At 68.3% G+C, this 16,137-nt stretch carries 22 protein-coding genes; 16 read left to right on the top strand and 6 right to left on the bottom strand.

The features are described from left to right. The 3 genes from OR37_RS18715 to OR37_RS18705 form a co-directional block, all read left to right on the top strand. Window positions 1–582 (top strand): YceI family protein (locus OR37_RS18715; RefSeq protein ID WP_004623522.1); only part of this gene is annotated, 582 nt, incomplete at its 5' end. Continuing rightward, window positions 513–1,490: an L-threonylcarbamoyladenylate synthase gene (locus OR37_RS18710; protein ID WP_035017719.1), complete on the top strand. Its 978-nt coding sequence runs from the start codon at window positions 513–515 to the stop codon at window positions 1,488–1,490. The genes OR37_RS18715 and OR37_RS18710, both read left to right, overlap by 70 nt. 23 nt (window positions 1,491–1,513) lie before the next feature. After that, a complete protein-coding gene (locus OR37_RS18705; protein ID WP_004623519.1) occupies window positions 1,514–2,923 on the top strand; it encodes an FAD-binding oxidoreductase in 1,410 nt (469 codons plus the stop codon). On the opposite strand, the gene OR37_RS18700 is transcribed toward OR37_RS18705, so the two are convergent. Both OR37_RS18700 and OR37_RS18695 read right to left on the bottom strand, forming a co-directional pair. After that, on the bottom strand, window positions 2,920–3,216 hold the full coding sequence (locus OR37_RS18700; protein ID WP_004623517.1) for a transcriptional regulator: 297 nt from the start codon (window positions 3,214–3,216) through the stop codon (window positions 2,920–2,922). The genes OR37_RS18705 and OR37_RS18700 overlap by 4 nt on opposite strands. Then, window positions 3,213–3,665 (bottom strand): hypothetical protein, encoded by a 453-nt coding sequence (locus OR37_RS18695; protein ID WP_004623515.1) that lies wholly within the window; start codon window positions 3,663–3,665, stop codon window positions 3,213–3,215. The genes OR37_RS18700 and OR37_RS18695 overlap by 4 nt, the downstream gene beginning before the upstream one ends. A 135-nt stretch (window positions 3,666–3,800) precedes the next feature. Between OR37_RS18695 and yaaA the strand changes: the two genes are divergently transcribed. The 7 genes from yaaA to OR37_RS18665 all read left to right on the top strand — a co-directional run bounded on the left by yaaA (window position 3,801) and on the right by OR37_RS18665 (window position 9,186). Beyond that, on the top strand, window positions 3,801–4,568 hold the full coding sequence (gene yaaA / locus OR37_RS18690) for a peroxide stress protein YaaA (RefSeq protein WP_004623513.1): 768 nt from the start codon (window positions 3,801–3,803) through the stop codon (window positions 4,566–4,568). Between the two features lie 100 nt (window positions 4,569–4,668). Next, window positions 4,669–5,466, top strand: coding sequence for a 3-hydroxybutyrate dehydrogenase (locus OR37_RS18685; RefSeq protein ID WP_004623511.1), 798 nt, complete (start codon window positions 4,669–4,671; stop codon window positions 5,464–5,466). A 57-nt stretch (window positions 5,467–5,523) separates the two neighbouring features. Beyond that, window positions 5,524–6,582 (top strand): patatin-like phospholipase family protein, encoded by a 1,059-nt coding sequence (locus tag OR37_RS18680; RefSeq protein ID WP_004623509.1) that lies wholly within the window; start codon window positions 5,524–5,526, stop codon window positions 6,580–6,582. Beyond that, window positions 6,582–7,019 carry an NUDIX hydrolase gene (locus OR37_RS18675; RefSeq protein WP_004623507.1) on the top strand — a complete coding sequence of 146 codons (438 nt, stop codon included), beginning with the start codon at window positions 6,582–6,584 and terminating at the stop codon, window positions 7,017–7,019. Before OR37_RS18680 ends, OR37_RS18675 begins: the two co-directional genes overlap by 1 nt. Before the next feature lie 67 nt (window positions 7,020–7,086). Further along, the gene (locus OR37_RS18670) at window positions 7,087–7,869 is read left to right on the top strand and encodes an SDR family NAD(P)-dependent oxidoreductase (protein ID WP_004623505.1); all 783 of its coding nucleotides are present in this window, start codon (window positions 7,087–7,089) and stop codon (window positions 7,867–7,869) included. 146 nt (window positions 7,870–8,015) lie between these two features. Continuing rightward, window positions 8,016–8,153 carry a hypothetical protein gene (locus OR37_RS21930; protein WP_004623503.1) on the top strand — a complete coding sequence of 46 codons (138 nt, stop codon included), beginning with the start codon at window positions 8,016–8,018 and terminating at the stop codon, window positions 8,151–8,153. A 67-nt stretch (window positions 8,154–8,220) separates the two neighbouring features. Continuing rightward, entirely contained in the window at window positions 8,221–9,186 is a 966-nt protein-coding gene (locus tag OR37_RS18665) for an NAD(P)H-dependent flavin oxidoreductase (RefSeq protein WP_004623502.1), read from the top strand. Between the two features lie 10 nt (window positions 9,187–9,196). Here the strand turns inward: OR37_RS18665 and OR37_RS18660 are convergent, their stop codons facing one another. Then, complete coding sequence (locus OR37_RS18660; RefSeq protein ID WP_004623499.1) at window positions 9,197–9,955, bottom strand: Crp/Fnr family transcriptional regulator; 759 nt, start codon at window positions 9,953–9,955, stop codon at window positions 9,197–9,199. Window positions 9,956–10,087: 132 nt separating this feature from the next. Then, window positions 10,088–10,297: a hypothetical protein gene (locus tag OR37_RS18655; RefSeq protein ID WP_004623496.1), complete on the bottom strand. Its 210-nt coding sequence runs from the start codon at window positions 10,295–10,297 to the stop codon at window positions 10,088–10,090. A gap of 165 nt (window positions 10,298–10,462) precedes the next feature. Here OR37_RS18655 and OR37_RS18650 point away from each other — a divergent pair, with 165 nt between their 5' ends. The 5 genes from OR37_RS18650 (at window position 10,463) to OR37_RS18630 (ending at window position 14,205) form a co-directional block, all read left to right on the top strand. Then, window positions 10,463–10,894: a TIGR02301 family protein gene (locus tag OR37_RS18650; protein ID WP_004623495.1), complete on the top strand. Its 432-nt coding sequence runs from the start codon at window positions 10,463–10,465 to the stop codon at window positions 10,892–10,894. Between the two features lie 90 nt (window positions 10,895–10,984). Further along, a complete protein-coding gene (locus tag OR37_RS18645; RefSeq protein ID WP_004623493.1) occupies window positions 10,985–11,965 on the top strand; it encodes an SPFH domain-containing protein in 981 nt (326 codons plus the stop codon). Between the two features lie 4 nt (window positions 11,966–11,969). Then, complete coding sequence (locus OR37_RS18640) at window positions 11,970–12,431, top strand: NfeD family protein (RefSeq protein ID WP_004623492.1); 462 nt, start codon at window positions 11,970–11,972, stop codon at window positions 12,429–12,431. Between the two features lie 86 nt (window positions 12,432–12,517). Continuing rightward, window positions 12,518–13,444 (top strand): ABC transporter ATP-binding protein, encoded by a 927-nt coding sequence (locus OR37_RS18635; RefSeq protein ID WP_004623489.1) that lies wholly within the window; start codon window positions 12,518–12,520, stop codon window positions 13,442–13,444. Continuing rightward, entirely contained in the window at window positions 13,444–14,205 is a 762-nt protein-coding gene (locus tag OR37_RS18630; RefSeq protein WP_004623488.1) for an ABC transporter permease, read from the top strand. The genes OR37_RS18635 and OR37_RS18630 overlap by 1 nt, the downstream gene beginning before the upstream one ends. 11 nt (window positions 14,206–14,216) lie before the next feature. Here the strand turns inward: OR37_RS18630 and OR37_RS18625 are convergent, their stop codons facing one another. Then, entirely contained in the window at window positions 14,217–14,681 is a 465-nt protein-coding gene (locus OR37_RS18625; RefSeq protein WP_004623485.1) for a recombinase family protein, read from the bottom strand. 87 nt (window positions 14,682–14,768) lie between these two features. Continuing rightward, window positions 14,769–15,626 (bottom strand): SDR family oxidoreductase, encoded by an 858-nt coding sequence (locus OR37_RS18620; protein ID WP_004623484.1) that lies wholly within the window; start codon window positions 15,624–15,626, stop codon window positions 14,769–14,771. Between the two features lie 78 nt (window positions 15,627–15,704). Here OR37_RS18620 and OR37_RS18615 point away from each other — a divergent pair, with 78 nt between their 5' ends. Next, the gene (locus OR37_RS18615) at window positions 15,705–16,136 is read left to right on the top strand and encodes a winged helix-turn-helix transcriptional regulator (RefSeq protein WP_004623481.1); all 432 of its coding nucleotides are present in this window, start codon (window positions 15,705–15,707) and stop codon (window positions 16,134–16,136) included. The last annotated feature ends 1 nt before the right edge of the window (window position 16,137 follow it).

Below are 16,137 nucleotides of genomic sequence, written 5' to 3'. Positions count from 1 at the left end.
GCGCCGGCCGCGGCCGAACCCGCGCCCGCCGCCGCGACGGCGCCGGCCCCGGCCGAGGCCGCAGCAACCCCGCCGGCGCTGAAGGACCCCGTCGTCTGGACGGTCCAGAAGGGCTCGACCCTGACCTTCGCGGCCACCTGGTCCGCCGATACGATCCAGGGCCAGTTCACCGCTTGGACCGCCGACATCCTGTTCTCTCCGGACGCGCTGGACCGTTCGAAACTGACCGTCGCCATCGACATGACCTCGGCCAAGACCGGCGACGACCAGCGCGACGCCAGCCTGCCTAGCGACGACTTCTTCGCCGCCGCCGCCCATCCCAAGGCGATCTTCACCGCGACCAAGTTCCGCAAGACCGGCGAGGGCAGGTTCGTGGCGGACGGGACCCTGGACCTGCGCGGCGTGAAAAAGCCGCTTAGCCTGCCGTTCTCGCTGAAGATCGACGGCGACATGGCGACCGCGCGCGGTGTAACCACCCTGGACCGGACCGCGTTCGGGGTTGGGCAGGGCGAATGGGCGTCGACGGATCAGATCGGTGGCAAGGTGAAGGTGAGCTTCGCGTTGACCGCCAAGCGGAAGTAACCAAGGCCGCCGACGCGTTGCGCGCCGGCGGGCTCGTTCTACTGCCGACCGAGACGGTCTATGGGCTCGGTGCGGACGCGTCGAACCCCACGGCGGTCGCGGCGATTTTCGAGGCCAAGGGCCGACCGCGCTTCAATCCGCTGATCGCCCATGTCGCCGACCTGGAGACGGCCGGGCGCATCGCCGACCTCGACGACCGCGCCGTGGCGCTGGCCCGCGCGTTCTGGCCCGGACCTCTGACCATCGTCGCGCCGATCAAGGACGCCGGCGCCGTCTGCGATCTGGCCCGGGCGGGCCTTGACACCGTGGCCATCCGCGTGCCGGGCCATCGGCTGGCGCGCGCGGTGCTGGAGTCCTTCGGCGGGGCGGTCGTCGCGCCGTCCGCCAATCGTTCAGGGCGCCCCAGCCCCACCACCTTCGCCGACGCCATGGCCGAGACCGGCGACAAGGCCGCCGCCGCCCTGGACGGAGGGCCGAGCGCCGTCGGGCTGGAATCGACCGTCGTCTCGGTACTGGAGGGCGAAGCGCGGCTGCTGCGGCCCGGCGCGGTCACGCGCGCCCAGCTCGCGCGGATTGTCGGACCCCTGGCCGAGGCCGAGGACGACGCCAAGCGTTCGCCCGGTCGCCTGGCCCTGCACTACGCCCCCGATGCGCCGGTGCGGATCAACGCCAGGGCCCCGGAGGCCGGCGAGGCGTTTCTGGCCTTCGGTCCCGATGTCGAGGGGCAGATGATTTTCAATCTCAGCCCGACGGGCGATCTGGCCGAGGCCGCCGCCAATCTGTTCTCGTTCCTGCGCGCCGCCGATCGCACCAAGCCCTCGACCATCGCCGTCGCGCCGATTCCCGAGGACGGCCTGGGCGAGGCGATCAACGACCGCTTGCGCCGGGCGGCGGGCTTCATCGGCTGACCTTTCGAGCGTAGGATCGCCCCATGACCAAGCCCGTTCCCGCCGATGTCGTCTCCCGGATCCAGGCCGTGCTCGGCGCGGGCGGTTGGAGCCAGGATCCCGACGTCCTGGCGCCGCATCTGGTGGAATGGCGCGGTCGCTGGAGGGGCGAGACGCCTCTGCTGGTCACGCCCCGCACGACCGCCGAGGTCGCCGCCGTGGTCGGGATCTGCGCCGCCGAGGGCGTGGCGATCACCCCGCAGGGCGGCAATACCGGTCTGGTCGCCGGCCAGATTCCACACGGGGAGATCCTGCTCTCGACGCAAAAGCTGAAGGCGGTTCGCGACGTCGATCCGCTTGACGACGCGATGGTGCTGGAAGCCGGCGTCACTCTGTACGAGGCCCACCAGCAGGCCGCCAAGGTCGGCCGTCGCTTTACGGTCGGCGTGGCCTCGGAAGGCTCGTGCACGATCGGCGGGCTGATCTCGACCAACGCCGGCGGCACGGCCGTCCTGCGCTACGGCATGATGCGCGAGCAGGTGCTGGGGATCGAGGCGGTCCTGCCCAATGGCGAGATCTGGAACGGCCTGAAGCGCCTGCGCAAGGACAACACCGGCTACGACCTCAAGCAGCTGCTGATCGGCGCCGAGGGCACACTGGGGATCGTCACCGCCGCCAGCCTTAAGCTGCACGCGCCGCTGGCCTCGCGGGCCGTGGCGATCGTGGGGCTGGCCTCGCCGGCCGACGCCATCCAGCTGCTGGCCCGCGCCAAGGACGAGACCGGCGGCGCGGTCGAGGCCTTTGAATTGATGAGCCTGCTCGGCTTCGCCCTGACCGTCCGCAACGTGCCGGGCCTGCGCGATCCGCTGCCCAGCGAGCATCCCTGGTACGTGCTGATCGAGATCGCCAGCGGCGAGCCCGGCGCGGCCGAGGCGGCGCTGGAGCGCCTGCTGGCCAAGGCCCTGGAGGATGGCCTGATCGCCGACGCCGCCGTGGCCCAGACCGAGACGCAGGAAAAGCAGTTCTGGCATATCCGCGAGGGCCACTCGGCCGGCCAGAAGCCCGAGGGCGCGGTGTGGAAGCACGACGTGTCGGTGCCGGTCTCGAAGATACCCGCCTTCATCGAGCGGGCCGACGCGGCGCTGGAGCAGGCCTTCCCCGGCGTGCGCATCATCGCCTTCGGCCATGTCGGCGACGGCAATGTCCACTATGACGTGCTCAAGCCGGTCGGCGGCGACGATGACGCGCACGACGCCCAGCGTCAGGCCGGCGCCAAGATCGTCCACGACATCACCGCCAGCTTTTCCGGCTCGATCAGCGCCGAGCACGGCCTGGGGGCGATGAAGACGGCCGAGGCCCTGACCTACAAGGACCCGATCGAGGTCGCGGCCCTGCGGGCGATCCGCCAGGCGATCGACCCCCAGCGGATCATGAACCCGCGCGTGTTGTTCTAGATCTCCGGCACCCCCGCCATCATTGCTTTCAGCGCCGCGAGGTGGCTCCGCAGCGCCTCGCGGCCGGGCTTGGACAGCGACAGCCAGGTGCGTTGGCGGCCCTCCGAGGCTGCCTTCCTGACCTTCACATAGCCGGACTCTTCCAGCGTTTTCACGTGCTTGGAGAGCACCGACTCCGAGACATCCAGCGCCTCGCGCACGGTGGCGAAGTCGATGGTGTCGACGGCCGCCAACATGCAGCACATCTGCAAGCGATTGGGCGCGTGGATCACCGGGTCGAGGCTGGCGCTCACAGGCCGCGCCCATCGCGGAGGTCGGCGCGGAAGGCCGCTTCCCAAAGCAGGCCGCCGACGGTGGCGGCGACAGCGATCACGGCTCCGGTCAAGAGCGGCGCATAGACCACGCGCCTGGCGTGGAAGAGCCAGCCCGACATCGCCGCGAGGCCTCCGCACAGGAGGGCCAGGGACAGCGCGACGATCCGGGTGCGACCCGCGCGGAAGCCGTAGATCCATAGGCCGGTCTTGCGGATGTAAGCCCGCACCAGAAGCCAGATCCCAAGGCCGAACACGGGGAAATAGGCATATTGCCAGATCAGCGGAGCCGCCTCCACCGCCGCCAGGCCGCCCATCAGGAGGCCCAGGGCCGGATGATACCAGACGGGCGCCTTGGCGCGTTCGGCCAGGGCGGCGTTGGCGGCCTCGACCTCGGCCAACATGCGGAGCGCGTCTTCGTCTCGAGTCATCGCGACCTCTTAACTTTCCAGTACGGAAAGTCATAACGGATGACTTTCCATTTTGGCAAGTCGAAACTTTCCATTGTGGAAAGTGATGCTGCTCGGCCCTAGCGCCCGAGCGTCGAACCCTCTATCTCCCCGGCCATGCTGATGGTCATCTCGCCCGCCAAGTCGCTGGACTTCACCGCGCCCGCCCAGGCCTTGCCCCTGACGACGCCCGAGCTGAAGCCGCAGATCGCCGAACTGGCCAAGGTCACGCGCAAGCTGACGGCGGCCGACCTCAAGCGCCTGATGCACATCTCCGACGCCCTGGCGACGCTGAACCGCGAGCGCTTCCAGGCCTTCGATTCGGAGCTGGAGGAGGGTCTTCAGGCCATCATCGCCTTCAATGGCGACGTCTATGCGGGGCTGGCGGCGCGGGAACTGGATCGGCCGGCCTTGGAGTGGGCGCAGGATCATCTGCGGATCCTGTCGGGCCTCTACGGCGTGCTGCGTCCGTTCGACGCCCTGCAACCCTACCGCCTGGAGATGGGCACGCGCCTGAAGACCAAGCGCGGCGCCAATCTTTACGACTATTGGGGCGAGACGATCTCCAAGACCCTGAACGCCGCCGCCGAGGGCCAGGCCGATCCCACGCTGGTGAACCTGGCCAGCCAGGAATATTTCGGCGCCGTCGACGCCAAGGCCCTGAAGCTGCCGGTGGTCACCTGCCACTTCAAGGAAGAGAAGCAGGGCGAGCTGCGGGTGCTGGGCTTCTTCGCCAAGAAGGCGCGGGGCCGCATGGCGCGCTACGCCATCGACAACCGCATCGATCGCGCCGAGGGGCTGAAGGGCTTCGACTTGGACGGCTACGGCTTCAAGCCGGACCTTTCGACCTCGACGGACTGGGTTTTCGCTCGCCCGCAACCCTGAATTCATCTATCGATGAATTTAATAAGGGCTCGCCCTTCGCAGGGGCGAGCTATATGCTGCATTGCAGCACGTTAGGGTCGTCATCTCAGGGAGCGCTCGCATGGCCGTGGACTTCGGTTTGCAGGGGCAGGTCGCCATCGTCACCGGCTCGACCAGCGGCATCGGCCACGCCTTGGCCGACGCGCTCGCCGCCCAAGGCGTCAATATCGTCATGAACGGCCTGGGCGAGATGACCGCCATCGAGCGCACCCGCGCCGAGATGGCCGAGAAGCATGGCGTCGAGGTGCTCTATCATGGCGCCGACATGACCAAGCCGGCTCAGATCGCCGACATGGTGGCCCAGGCCAAGGCCGAGTTCGGCGAGCTGGACATCCTGATCAATAACGCCGGCGTCCAGCACGTGGCCCCGATCGAGGATTTCCCGGACGACAAGTGGGACCTGATCATCGCCATCAATCTGTCGTCGGCCTTCCACGCCACCAAGGCGGCCGTGCCGATCATGAAGGAGCAGGGCCGCGGACGGATCGTCAACATCGCTTCGGCTCACGGTCTGGTCGCCTCGCCGTTCAAGTCGGCCTATGTCGCGGCCAAGCACGGCATCATGGGCCTGACCAAGACCGTCGCCCTCGAGGTGGCCGAGCACGGCGTCACCTGCAACGCCATCTGCCCCGGCTTCGTGAAGACCCCCCTGGTCGAGGCCCAGATCGCCGACCAGGCCAAGGCGCGCGGCATATCGGAAGAGGCGGTGATGAAGGACGTGATCCTGGCCGCCCAGCCGACCAAGCAGTTCGTGACCTTCGACCAACTGGCCGGCATGTTGCTGTACCTGGTGTCCAACGCCGGGGCCTCGGCCAATGGCGCGGCCTTCCAGATCGACGGCGGCTGGGTCGCGCAATAAGACGCCCGCGCCGGGGGACGCGTCACGGATCGGGGGGCTGATCCTTCCGGAGTTCTCATGCCGATTCCACCGTTCAGGAAGAAGACCGGTCCCAAACAGCTGAGCCTGGCCCTGCAGGGCGGCGGCTCGCACGGGGCGTTCGAGTGGGGCGTCCTCGACCGCCTTCTGGAGGACGAGAATCTCGAGATCCGAGCGGTCACGGCCGCCTCGGCCGGAGCGATGAACGCGGTCTGTCTGGCTCAGGGCCTGATCGACGATGGCAGGGCGGGGGCGCGCAAGCGGCTCGACTCGTTCTGGAAGCAGGTCAATCGATCGGGCGGCCGCAACGTCTTCGGCGACACCTCGATCTGGACCAACGCCTTCTCGGGCGGAGTCGACTGGCTGAAGAACACGCCCGGCTGGCGGATGGCCGAGACCCTGGCCCTGTCGCTGAGCCCCTATGAGTTCAACCCGTTCAATCTGAACCCGCTGCACGACGCGCTGGAAGCCGAGATCACTTTCTCGCAGATCCGCGAGCGCAGCCCGCTGAAGCTTTACATCGCCGCCACGGCGGTGCGGACCAGCAAGTCCACCATCTTCCGCGAGACCGAGCTGACCGCGCGCCACATCATGGCCAGCGCCTGCCTGCCGCAGGTGTTCCAGGCGGTGGAGATCGATGGCGAGCCCTATTGGGACGGGGGCTTCCTGGCGAACCCGCCGCTTTGGCCGCTGTTCTATGACGACACGCCCGACGACATCCTGGTGGTCAGCCTGAACCCGTTCGTCCGCGAGGAGACGCCCAAGACGCCGGGCGAGATCATGGACCGGCTGAACGAGATCACCTTCAACGCCTCGCTGGCTTCGGAACTGCGGGCGATCGGCTTCGTGCAGAAGCTGCTGGATCAAGGCCTGCTGAAGGAGAGCGCCCGGGGCCGCTATCGGAAGATGCTGGTCCACGCCATCACGGCCGACAAGCCGCTGGCGGATCTGTCGCTGGCCAGCAAGTTCGACACCGAATGGAGCTTCCTGACCGACCTCAAGGCGCGGGGCCGGGCCGCCGCCGAGGCGTGGCTAACGGAATGCGAGGGGTGCATCGGCGTGCGCTCCACCGTCGATCTGAAGGTCGGGTTTCCCTGATGGTCGACGCGCGCCACCCCGTGCCGACCGTCGGCGTCGTCTGCCTGAAGGGCGAGGCGGTGCTGTTGATCCGGCGCGGCACGCCGCCTCGGCTGAACCAGTGGAGTCTTCCCGGCGGGCGTCTCGAATGGGGCGAGACGACGATGGACGCCGCCCTGCGCGAGCTGAAGGAAGAGACCGGGATCGACGCCGAACTGCTGGGCCTCGTCGACGTTGTCGACGGCGTGTTTCCGGCCCGGCCGGGGGGCGAGATCACCCGTCACTATGTCCTGATCGACTACGCCGCCCGCTGGACCGGCGGCGAGCCCATCGCCGGCGACGACGCGGCCGAGGCCAGGTTCGTCAGCTACGACGAGGCCATGGCCCTGGTGGAGTGGGACGAGACGCGCCGGGTGATCGCCGAGACTTACCAGCGCTTCGCCCCAGACGGCTCTTGACCGACGCAACGTCAGAGCCTCTCCTTCAAACGAACGTTTCAAGACGTAAGCAGAGGGAGGGTCGACCATGGCCTACGCGCCGTTCAACCTGTCGGGCAAAGTGGCCCTGGTCACCGGCGGCAATCGCGGCATCGGCTTTGGCATGGCCAAGGCGATGGCGCAGGCCGGCGCCGACATCGTCATCTGGGGCTCCAACGCCGAGCGCAACCTGGCCGCCGAGAAGGAGCTCACCGCTCTGGGCGTCCGCGTGAAGGCCCAGACCGTCGACGTCGCCGACGAGGCCCAGGTCCGCGAGGGCATGGAGGAAGCCGTGGCCGCCATGGGGCGGGTCGACAGCGTCTTCGCCAACGCCGGCGTCGGCTTTGGTTCGCCGTCTTTCGTCGAGATGAAGACCGAGACCTATCGCAAGGTGCTGTCGGTCAATCTGGACGGCGTCTTCTTCACGCTGCGCGAGGCTTGCCGCCACATGGTCGAACGGGCGAAGACCGGCGACGCTGGCGGCTCGCTGGTCGGCGTGGCCTCGCTGGCCGCCATCGAGGGCGCGGCCCGCAACGAGGCCTACGCGGCGACCAAGGGCGCGGTGATCTCGATGATCAAGTCCGTGGCCGTGGAGCACGCCCGCTACGGCGTTCGCGCCAACGCCATCCTGCCGGGCTGGATCGCCACCGACATGACCGCCGGCGCCCAGGGCAATTCGGCTTTCGCCGAGAAGGTGATTCCGCGCGTCCCCGCCCGCCGCTGGGGCGAGCCCGACGATTTCGGCGGCATGGCCGTCTATCTGGCCTCCGACGCGTCCAGCTATCACTCCGGGACGACGATCGTGATCGACGGCGGGTACTCGATCTTCTAGAGGCGGCAGCGGGGGGCTGTTTTTTGGACTCCAAAGTCCAGGAAAGGCGATGGAAAACAGCCTCTTGCCGAACCGCGCCGACGATGTGAAGCTCTTCTTGCGGCAGCCTGGACATCAGATCCGGGCGCCGGCGAGGAAACGAAGAGATGACGCCCCAAGACGTTGTCGGTCTGACACCGGCGCGCGGCTTCCTGACCCTGATCGCCCTGGTCCTGACCGCCATGGCGGGCTGCTTCTGGACCTGCGAACCGGAAGCCGAGCTGGAACGAGTCCGTCGCGCCTAACCTCGCGGCATCCTTGCCGCGCCGCGCCCGGACCGAAATCCTCCTTAAAAACGAGGGAGGAACCGGCATGGGTCTGCGCACGCCGCTCTGCGATCTTCTGCATATCGAGCATCCGATCCTGCTAGCCGGCATGGGCGGGGTGTCCTACGCGCCGCTGGCGGCGGCGGTGTCGAACGCCGGCGGCTACGGCGTGCTGGGCATGGCCGGGACGACGCCCGACTTCATTCGCGACCAGATGCGCGAGGTCCGGAAACTGACCGACAAGCCGTTCGGCGTCGATCTTCTGGCGGCCACGCCCGACGCCCTGACCGCCAGCGTCGAGGTGATCATCGCGGAAGGCGCCTCGTCCTTCATCGCCGGGCTGGGCGTGCCGCTGCCGATCATCGCGCGGCTGAAGGCGGCGGGCCTGAAGGTCATGGTGGTTTGTGGCGCGGTGAAGCACGCGGTGAAGGCCGAGCAGGCCGGCTGCGACGCCGTCATCTGTCAGGGCGGGGAAGGCGGCGGCCACACGGGTCTCGTCGGAACCTTGCCGCTGGTCGCCCAGGCCGTGGAGGCGGTGAAGATCCCCGTGATCGCGGCCGGCGGCCTGTACGACGGCCGAGGGCTGGCCGCGTCGCTCGCCCTAGGGGCGCAAGGGGTCTGGATGGGCACGCGCTTCATCGCCAGCCAGGAGGCCCACGCCGGGGACCTCTATCGTCAGGCGGTGGTCGAGGCCGCGGACGAGGACACCATCCGCACCCGCTGCTATTCGGGCAAGCCGATGCGGGTGAAGAAGAACCCCTATGTCGACGACTGGGAAAGCCGTCCGGCCGACATCCAGCCCTTCCCGCAACAGGCCATGGTCTCGGTGCGCAACGGCGCCATGGGCGGCATCGGCGGCCAGATCGACGGCCTGGACCCCGAGAAGTCCTGCTTCGCCATGGGGCAGAGCGCCGGCGGGGTGCGCGACGTCTTGCCGGCCGGCCAGATCGTGACTCGTCTGGTGGCCGAGGCGGAGACCGCTCTGGCCAAGGCGGCCGCCTTTCGGGTCTAGAAGCCGCCGATCAGGGCGCGACTTTCGGCAGCACCCTGCGGAAATGCGCCTCGACCGCGCCGTGGCATTCGCAGGCGCGCTTTTCGAGCGCCGGGCGGTCCAGAATGGTGACCTTGCCGCGGCCGATGTCCATGACCCCGGCCTCCTGCAGCACGCGGGCGACGGCGCTGATCGTCGTGCGCTGCACGCCCAGCATCTGGGCCAGGGTCTCCTGGGTCAGGCGGATCGGCTCGTCTCCGGAGCGGTCGTGGGCGAACAGCAGCCAGCGGCAGACGCGCTGTTCGATCGGGTGCAGGGCGTTGCAGGCGGCGACCTGCATCATCTGGGCGATGAAGACGTCGGCGGCGCGATCGAACAGGTCGGCCACGGCGGGATGATGGGTCTTGACCTCTTCGAGCCGGTTGGTCGGCAGGCAGAAGGCGCGGCCGGGGACGCGCACGACCGCGCGGCCATAGGCGGGTTTGAAGCCGGCGCTGACCACGCCGCCGATCGCGCCCTCGAAGCCGATGCTGGCGGCCTCGATCTCTTGGCCGTCCGAGGTGACCACCAGCAGCGACACCTGGGTCGGCCCGCTGGGCAGATAGGTGCTCTCGACATCGTCGCCGGCGTCGAACAGCACCGCGTCCTGAGGCAGGTCGACCAGCGCCAGATAGCGAGACAGCTCCGCCAGCGCGTCGGGCCGCAGGGCGGCGAGCAGGCGATTGGACTCGAAAGGCGGGGCCGCGGCGCCCTCTGAGGCGCCGCGGACGATGCGGGCGAAGGCCGTCATGGATATCTCCCGTGAAGCTCGCCTGTTTAAGCGCGCCTGGCACGGCTTAGTTTCCGCCGACGGCGAGACTCTTGCGTTCACGAGCCGATGCGCCCGCCGCGTGACCGGCGAGGAGCCGGCCGGCGCGGCGGATCAGCTCAGCAGCGTCGGACCCGGCAGCACCCCGTCCTCTTCCTGCTCGTGCAGCAGGACGGGCAGGCCCAGGCCGGCCGGATGTTCGGCGAGTCGTCGGGCGGCGGCGCTGGCTTCGCCTCGGGTGGCGTAGGCGCCGAAGCGCAGATTGTCGCCGATGATCGACCAGCGATCCCCGACGCGCACGACGCCGTAATGCACCTCAGTCATGGCTTGACCTCCTTGCAGTATCCACAGGGAACTCCCGATCCATGGCGATCGCAAGGCGTTAATTCGGCTCGGCTTTGTCATATTCATCCCCAGGCGGCGGCGATGTGTCTCGCCTGACAGGCGCGGGGCGATGACAGGGCGGCTTGGATTGGCGATAACGACGTCATGGCGCGCCCGTTCCTCGTCTCTTTCGTCGCTATGGCGCTCAGCGCCTCGCCGGTCGTCGCGTCGATGGCCCACGCGCAGGAGCGCGACGCCGGCGAGCGTCAGCGTCTGCTGGACCTGGCCTACGCGCTGGGCGAAAGCCATGCCCTGCGTCAGGTCTGTCAGGGCGAGGGCGACCAGTACTGGCGGGCGCGCATGGTGCGGCTGACCGAGGTCGAGCAGGCCGACCAAGCCTTCGACGCCCAGCTGCGCGAGCGCTTCAACACCGGTTTCGCGGCGGCCCGCGGGGGGTATCCCGCCTGCGATGACGCCGCCCGCAAGGCCGCCCAGCAATCGGCCAGGCGCGGCCAGGCCCTGGCCCTGAAACTGTCGCAGACCCTGCGCGTGGCCCAGGCGCCGCCGGTCGACGGCGCGGACGAGGTCGCCCACTGAGGGCGTCCGCCGAAAACGCTCCCGCTTTGTCGCGTCCCGCTCTAAGCTCCACTCAGAGTTAAGCCGTCCAGTCCTCTGGGGAGATGCGCCGTGGGCGTCGTCGTTCTGATTTTCCTCGTCCTGGCCTTCGCCTTCCTGTGGAGCGCCATCAAGATCGTGCCGCAAGGCCGTGAATTCACCGTGGAGCGCTTTGGCCGCTACACGCGCACCCTGAAGCCGGGCATCTCGATCCTGACGCCGTTCCTCGAGACCGTGGGCCGCAAGGTCAACATGATGGAGCAGGTCCTGGAGGTGCCTCAGCAGGAGGTGATCACCAAGGACAACGTCTCGGTGAAGGTCGACGCCATCGTCTTCATTCAGGTCATGGACGCGGCGGCGGCGGCCTATCGGGTCGACAATCTGATCTACGCCATCACCCAGCTGGCCCAGACCAATCTGCGCACGGTCGTCGGCTCGCTGGAGCTGGACGAGGTGCTGTCCCAGCGCGACCAGATCAACACCCGCCTGCTCTCGACCATCGATCACGCCACCGGTCCCTGGGGCGTGAAGGTGGCGCGGATCGAGATCAAGGACCTGACCCCGCCGCCGGACATCACCAACGCCATGGCTCGCCAGATGAAGGCCGAACGCGAGAAGCGGGCGGTGATCACCGAGGCCGAGGGCGACAAGCAGTCTCAGATCGCCCGCGCCGAAGGTCAGAAGCAGTCGGCCATCCTCGAGGCCGAGGGCCGTCGCGAGGCGGCCTTCCGAGACGCCGAGGCCCGCGAGCGCTCGGCCGAGGCCGAGGCCAAGGCCACGGCCCTGGTCTCCGAGGCCATCGCCAAGGGCGACGTCAACGCCATCAACTATTTCGTCGCCCAGAAATATGTCGAGGCGTTCGGCGAACTGGCCCGCAGCCCGCAGCAAAAGACGGTGATCGTGCCGGCCGATTTCTCGGGCCTGACCGGCACGGTCGCGGGGGTTGGCGAGCTGATCAAGTCGCTGGGCGCCGACGCCCCGGCGCGTCCGGCGGCGACGCCCGCCCCGCGTGGCGCGACCAGCGCCCCGACGGGCGGCAAGCGAGGAGCCTGAGCCGATGGACGCCCTGGCTGGCTTCTACGTCCTGCATCCCTTCTGGCTGTGGCTGGCCGTGGCCGCCGTCTTCCTGGCGCTGGAAGTGGCCAGCGGCACGGGCTGGCTGCTGTGGCCGGCCGCCAGCGCCGCCGCGACCGGCGCGATCGCCCAGGCGCTGCGGCTGAACGGCCTGGTGTCGATCGGCCTGTTCGTCGTCCTGGCCATCGCCTCGACCTATCTGGCCCGCCGCTATCTGAGACCGGTTCTCGAGCCCAAGAGCCCCGACCTGAACGATCCGTCGCAACGCCTGATCGGCCAGCGCGGCCAGGTGCTGACGACCTTCGACCAGGGGCGAGGCCGCGTCTTCGTCGACGGCAAGGACTGGGCGGCCCTGACCGACGAACCGGTTCCCGTCATCGGCCAGGAGGTGGTCGTCATCGGCGTCGAGGGCTCGATTCTGCGGGTTCGCGACCTGTCCAACTGAAGCGGGGCGACGCTTAAGCACGAGTCCCCCTGTTATCCGACGCGAGCAACACCATCTGAGGCGCTCGCGAGCCTCCGGGAGACGGCGTGACCTCCATCATTTCGGTAAAGGGTCTGACCAAGACCTATGCGTCCGGCCATCAGGCCCTGAAGTCGATCGACCTGGAGATCCGAAAGGGCGAGATCTTCGCGCTTCTGGGGCCGAACGGGGCGGGCAAGACCACCCTGATCGGCGCCGTCTGCGGCATCGTCAATCCCAGCGGCGGGACCATCGTCGCCGACGGTCATGACGTGGTGAAGGACTATCGCGCCGCCCGCGCCAAGATCGGCCTGGTGCCCCAGGAGCTGCACACCGACGCCTTCGAAAGCGTCTGGGCCACGGTCAGCTTCTCGCGGGGCCTGTTCGGCAAGCCGCGCAACGACGCCCTGATCGAGAAGATCCTGCGCGACCTGTCGCTGTGGGACAAGAAGGACGCCAAGATCATGGCGCTGTCGGGCGGCATGAAGCGCCGGGTGATGATCGCCAAGGCGCTGAGCCACGAGCCGACCATCCTGTTCCTGGACGAGCCCACGGCCGGCGTCGACGTCGAACTGCGCCGCGACATGTGGGAGATGGTCCGCAAGCTGCGCGAGCGCGGCGTCACCATCATCTTGACCACCCACTATATCGAGGAGGCCGAGGAGATGGCCGACCGGGTGGGGGTGATCCGCAAGGGCGAGATCATCCTGGTCGAGGACAAGACCGAGCTGATGAAGAAGCTGGGCGAGCGCCGTCTGACCTTGCACCTGAAAAGTCCGCTGACGGCTCTGCCCGCTGGGCTCGAGGGCGAGCCCCTCAGTCTTTCCGAGGACGGTCTGGCGCTGGTCTACGCCTTCGACTCCAAGTCGCAGGACACCGGCATCGCCGACCTTCTGCGACGCCTGGCCGGCGCCGGCGTCGACTTCGTCGATCTGAAGACCGAGCAGAGCTCGCTGGAAGACATCTTCGTCAGCCTGGTGCGGGAGGCCGCGTGATGAACCTCTTCGCGATCAAGGCCATCTACCGTTTCGAAATGGAGCGCTGGTTCCGCACCCTGGCCCAGAGCGTGCTGTCGCCGGTGATTTCGACGACGCTGTATTTCGTCGTGTTCGGCTCGGCCATCGGCTCGCGGATGCAGCCGATCGACGGCGTCAGCTACGGCGCCTATATCGTGCCGGGGCTGATCATGCTGTCCGTCCTGACCGAGAGCGTCTCCAACGGCTCGTTCGGCATCTACATGCCCAAGTGGGCCGGCACGATCTACGAGCTGCTGTCCGCGCCGGTGGCCTGGTGGGAGGCGGTGGTCGGCTATGTCGGCGCGGCGGCCACCAAGTCGGTGCTGCTGGGCCTGCTGATCCTGGCCACCGCGCGGATCTTCGTGCCTTTCCAGATCGCCCATCCGCTGGTCATGGGCCTCTTCCTGATCCTGACGGCCGTCACGTTCAGCCTGATGGGCTTCATCATCGGCGTCTGGGCCGATGGCTGGGAGAAGCTGCAGATCGTGCCGATGCTGATCATCACGCCCCTGACCTTCCTGGGCGGCAGCTTCTATTCGATCTCGATGCTGCCCCCGGCCTGGCGCGCGGTGACGCTGTTCAATCCGGTGGTCTACCTGATCAGCGGCTTCCGCTGGGCCTTCTACGGCGTTTCCGACGTCGGGGTGGGTGTCAGTCTGAGCATGACGGCGCTCTTCCTGGTCCTGGGCCTTTTCGTGGTCTGGCGCATCTTCCAGACGGGATACCGACTTAAGGTCTAGAGCTTTCGGCTTCAGTCGTCCTCGTCCTCGATCGGCGCGACGCCGCCCTTTAGGCCCTTGAGCCCCGCGCCGCGAACGCCTCGGGCGACCATGGCCGCCTCGGCGCGGCGGATCATGGCGCGCTCGCCGTTGAAGGCGGTCAGGGCCCGGCAGGTCTCGAAGAAGCCCGGATCGGCCTGGGTGTCGATCTCGGGCTGCTGGACCAGCAGATGCAGGTCGCGGGCGCGGAGCTTCAGCACGACGTCCATCACCGCGACCAGATCGCCGCCGAGGGCGTGGAGGCTGGGCGCGGCCAGAACGCCGCCGGGCTCGAGCGCCGCCAGGGCGCGCTCCAGGCCGGGGCGAACCACGCCCGAGGCCAGGCAGCGGTCGCTGAACACCTGCTCGCAGCCGAGCAGAAGCAGGCGCTCTTCCTGGGCGGGACTGAAGAAGATCCCCGGCGCGGGCGGGACGCGATAATAGCCGACGCGTTTCATCGTCAGCCCATCGCAAACCCGCCGCGTCCTGGCGAGGGGAAAACCGCGGCCGCCCACAGACTTCGCGAGCGGTCGCGAGGAGCGGTTTCAGAGGCCCTTCAGCACGCCTTCGACAAAGGCGGGCAGCGGCGTCGTCGGACGGCCGATCAGGACCGACAGCTGGCGGCCGTTCTCGACCAGTCCGCCCTTGGACGCGCCGACGTCGGACTGGGCCAGCATGGCGGCGACCGGCGCGGGCAGGCCGATGCCTTCCAGGATCTTGGCGTACTCGGCCTCGGGAAGGTCGTTATAGGGCAGCGAGCGTCCGGTTTGGCGCGAGACCTCGGCGGCCAGCTCGGCCATGGAAAAGCTGTCGTCGCCGCCCAGTTCGTAGGTCTTGCCGACGTGACCCTCGCCGGTCAGCGCCACGGCGGCGGCTTCGGCGTAGTCGGCCCGCGCGGCGGCGGAGATACGGCCGTCGCCCGCCGCGCCGACAAAGGCGCCGGCGTGCAGCGCGCCCTCGATGGCCCCAGCATAGTTCTCCAGATACCAGCCGTTGCGCAGCAGGGTGAAGCCAAGGCCAGACTCGGCGATCAGCGTCTCGGTGGCGCGATGCTCCTGGCCCAGGCCGATCGGCGTGACGTCGGCGCGCAGGATGCTCGTATAGGCGATCCGCCCGACGCCGGCCGCCTTGGCGGCTTCGACGACATTGCGGTGCTGGGCCACGCGCTGGCCGATCGCGTCGCTGGAGATCAAGAGCAGGACGTCTATGCCGGCCAAGGCCTTGGCCAGGGTCTCCGGCTGGCCGTAGTCGGCGGCGCGGGCCTCGACGCCCAGGTCGGCGGCCTTGGCCGGATCGCGGGCCAGGGCCACGATGGATTGTTGGCCCGAGACGCGGGCCTTCAGCTTTTCGATGACCAGGCGGCCCAGTTGGCCGGTCGATCCGGTGACGGCGATGGTCGTCATGTTCCTGCTCCTTTTTGGCGGACCCGCTCCATCTAGAAGCCTTGCTTACTTTTCGTAAGTACGTACATAAATGTAAGCATGGAACAAATTGATCGCTCCCAGACGGCGCCGCGCCGGCCGCTGTCCGACATCGTCGCCGAGGGGAACCTGATGGCGGCGGCTTGCCCCTCGCGCGAGGTGCTGAACCACGTCACCAGCCGCTGGGGCGTGCTGGTCCTGATGGCGCTGGAGACGCGGACGCTGCGGTTTTCCCAGCTGAAGAAGCACATCGGCGGGGTGAGCGAGCGGATGTTGGCCCAGACGCTGAAGCTGCTGGAAGGCGACGGCTTTGTGCGTCGCGAGGCCTTCGCCGTCGTGCCGCCCCACGTCGAGTACAGCCTGACGCCGCTGGGCCTGGAAGTCGCCGAGCGGACCCGGGGCCTCGCCGACTGGATCCAGGTCAACCTTCCCCGCATCGTGGCCAACTGGGATCCCGAGGTGCTGGCGACCTACGCGCCGGAGACGCTGTAGC

The sequence above is a fragment of the Caulobacter vibrioides OR37 genome, assembly GCF_000372645.1.
In the GTDB taxonomy this organism is placed as follows: domain Bacteria; phylum Pseudomonadota; class Alphaproteobacteria; order Caulobacterales; family Caulobacteraceae; genus Caulobacter; species Caulobacter vibrioides_E.
The sequence above is the reverse complement of the archived record's forward strand: the minus strand, read 5'-3'. Positions and strand labels throughout refer to the sequence as shown.

Bases quoted from the DNA above. Each gene is read 5' to 3' on its own strand.
- OR37_RS21930 (WP_004623503.1), top strand. From the start codon at position 8,016: ATGACGCCCCAAGACGTTGTCGGTCTGACACCGGCGCGCGGCTTCCTG.
- OR37_RS18655 (WP_004623496.1), bottom strand. From the start codon at position 10,297: ATGACTGAGGTGCATTACGGCGTCGTGCGCGTCGGGGATCGCTGGTCG.
- OR37_RS18620 (WP_004623484.1), bottom strand. From the start codon at position 15,626: ATGACGACCATCGCCGTCACCGGATCGACCGGCCAACTGGGCCGCCTG.
- OR37_RS18680 (WP_004623509.1), top strand. From the start codon at position 5,524: ATGCCGATTCCACCGTTCAGGAAGAAGACCGGTCCCAAACAGCTGAGC.
- OR37_RS18630 (WP_004623488.1), top strand. From the start codon at position 13,444: ATGAACCTCTTCGCGATCAAGGCCATCTACCGTTTCGAAATGGAGCGC.
- OR37_RS18665 (WP_004623502.1), top strand. From the start codon at position 8,221: ATGGGTCTGCGCACGCCGCTCTGCGATCTTCTGCATATCGAGCATCCG.
- OR37_RS18705 (WP_004623519.1), top strand. From the start codon at position 1,514: ATGACCAAGCCCGTTCCCGCCGATGTCGTCTCCCGGATCCAGGCCGTG.
- OR37_RS18640 (WP_004623492.1), top strand. From the start codon at position 11,970: ATGGACGCCCTGGCTGGCTTCTACGTCCTGCATCCCTTCTGGCTGTGG.
- OR37_RS18710 (WP_035017719.1), top strand. From the start codon at position 513: ATGGGCGTCGACGGATCAGATCGGTGGCAAGGTGAAGGTGAGCTTCGC.
- OR37_RS18675 (WP_004623507.1), top strand. From the start codon at position 6,582: ATGGTCGACGCGCGCCACCCCGTGCCGACCGTCGGCGTCGTCTGCCTG.
- OR37_RS18660 (WP_004623499.1), bottom strand. From the start codon at position 9,955: ATGACGGCCTTCGCCCGCATCGTCCGCGGCGCCTCAGAGGGCGCCGCG.
- OR37_RS18615 (WP_004623481.1), top strand. From the start codon at position 15,705: ATGGAACAAATTGATCGCTCCCAGACGGCGCCGCGCCGGCCGCTGTCC.
- OR37_RS18625 (WP_004623485.1), bottom strand. From the start codon at position 14,681: ATGAAACGCGTCGGCTATTATCGCGTCCCGCCCGCGCCGGGGATCTTC.
- OR37_RS18685 (WP_004623511.1), top strand. From the start codon at position 4,669: ATGGCCGTGGACTTCGGTTTGCAGGGGCAGGTCGCCATCGTCACCGGC.
- yaaA (WP_004623513.1), top strand. From the start codon at position 3,801: ATGCTGATGGTCATCTCGCCCGCCAAGTCGCTGGACTTCACCGCGCCC.
- OR37_RS18670 (WP_004623505.1), top strand. From the start codon at position 7,087: ATGGCCTACGCGCCGTTCAACCTGTCGGGCAAAGTGGCCCTGGTCACC.
- OR37_RS18650 (WP_004623495.1), top strand. From the start codon at position 10,463: ATGGCGCGCCCGTTCCTCGTCTCTTTCGTCGCTATGGCGCTCAGCGCC.
- OR37_RS18695 (WP_004623515.1), bottom strand. From the start codon at position 3,665: ATGACTCGAGACGAAGACGCGCTCCGCATGTTGGCCGAGGTCGAGGCC.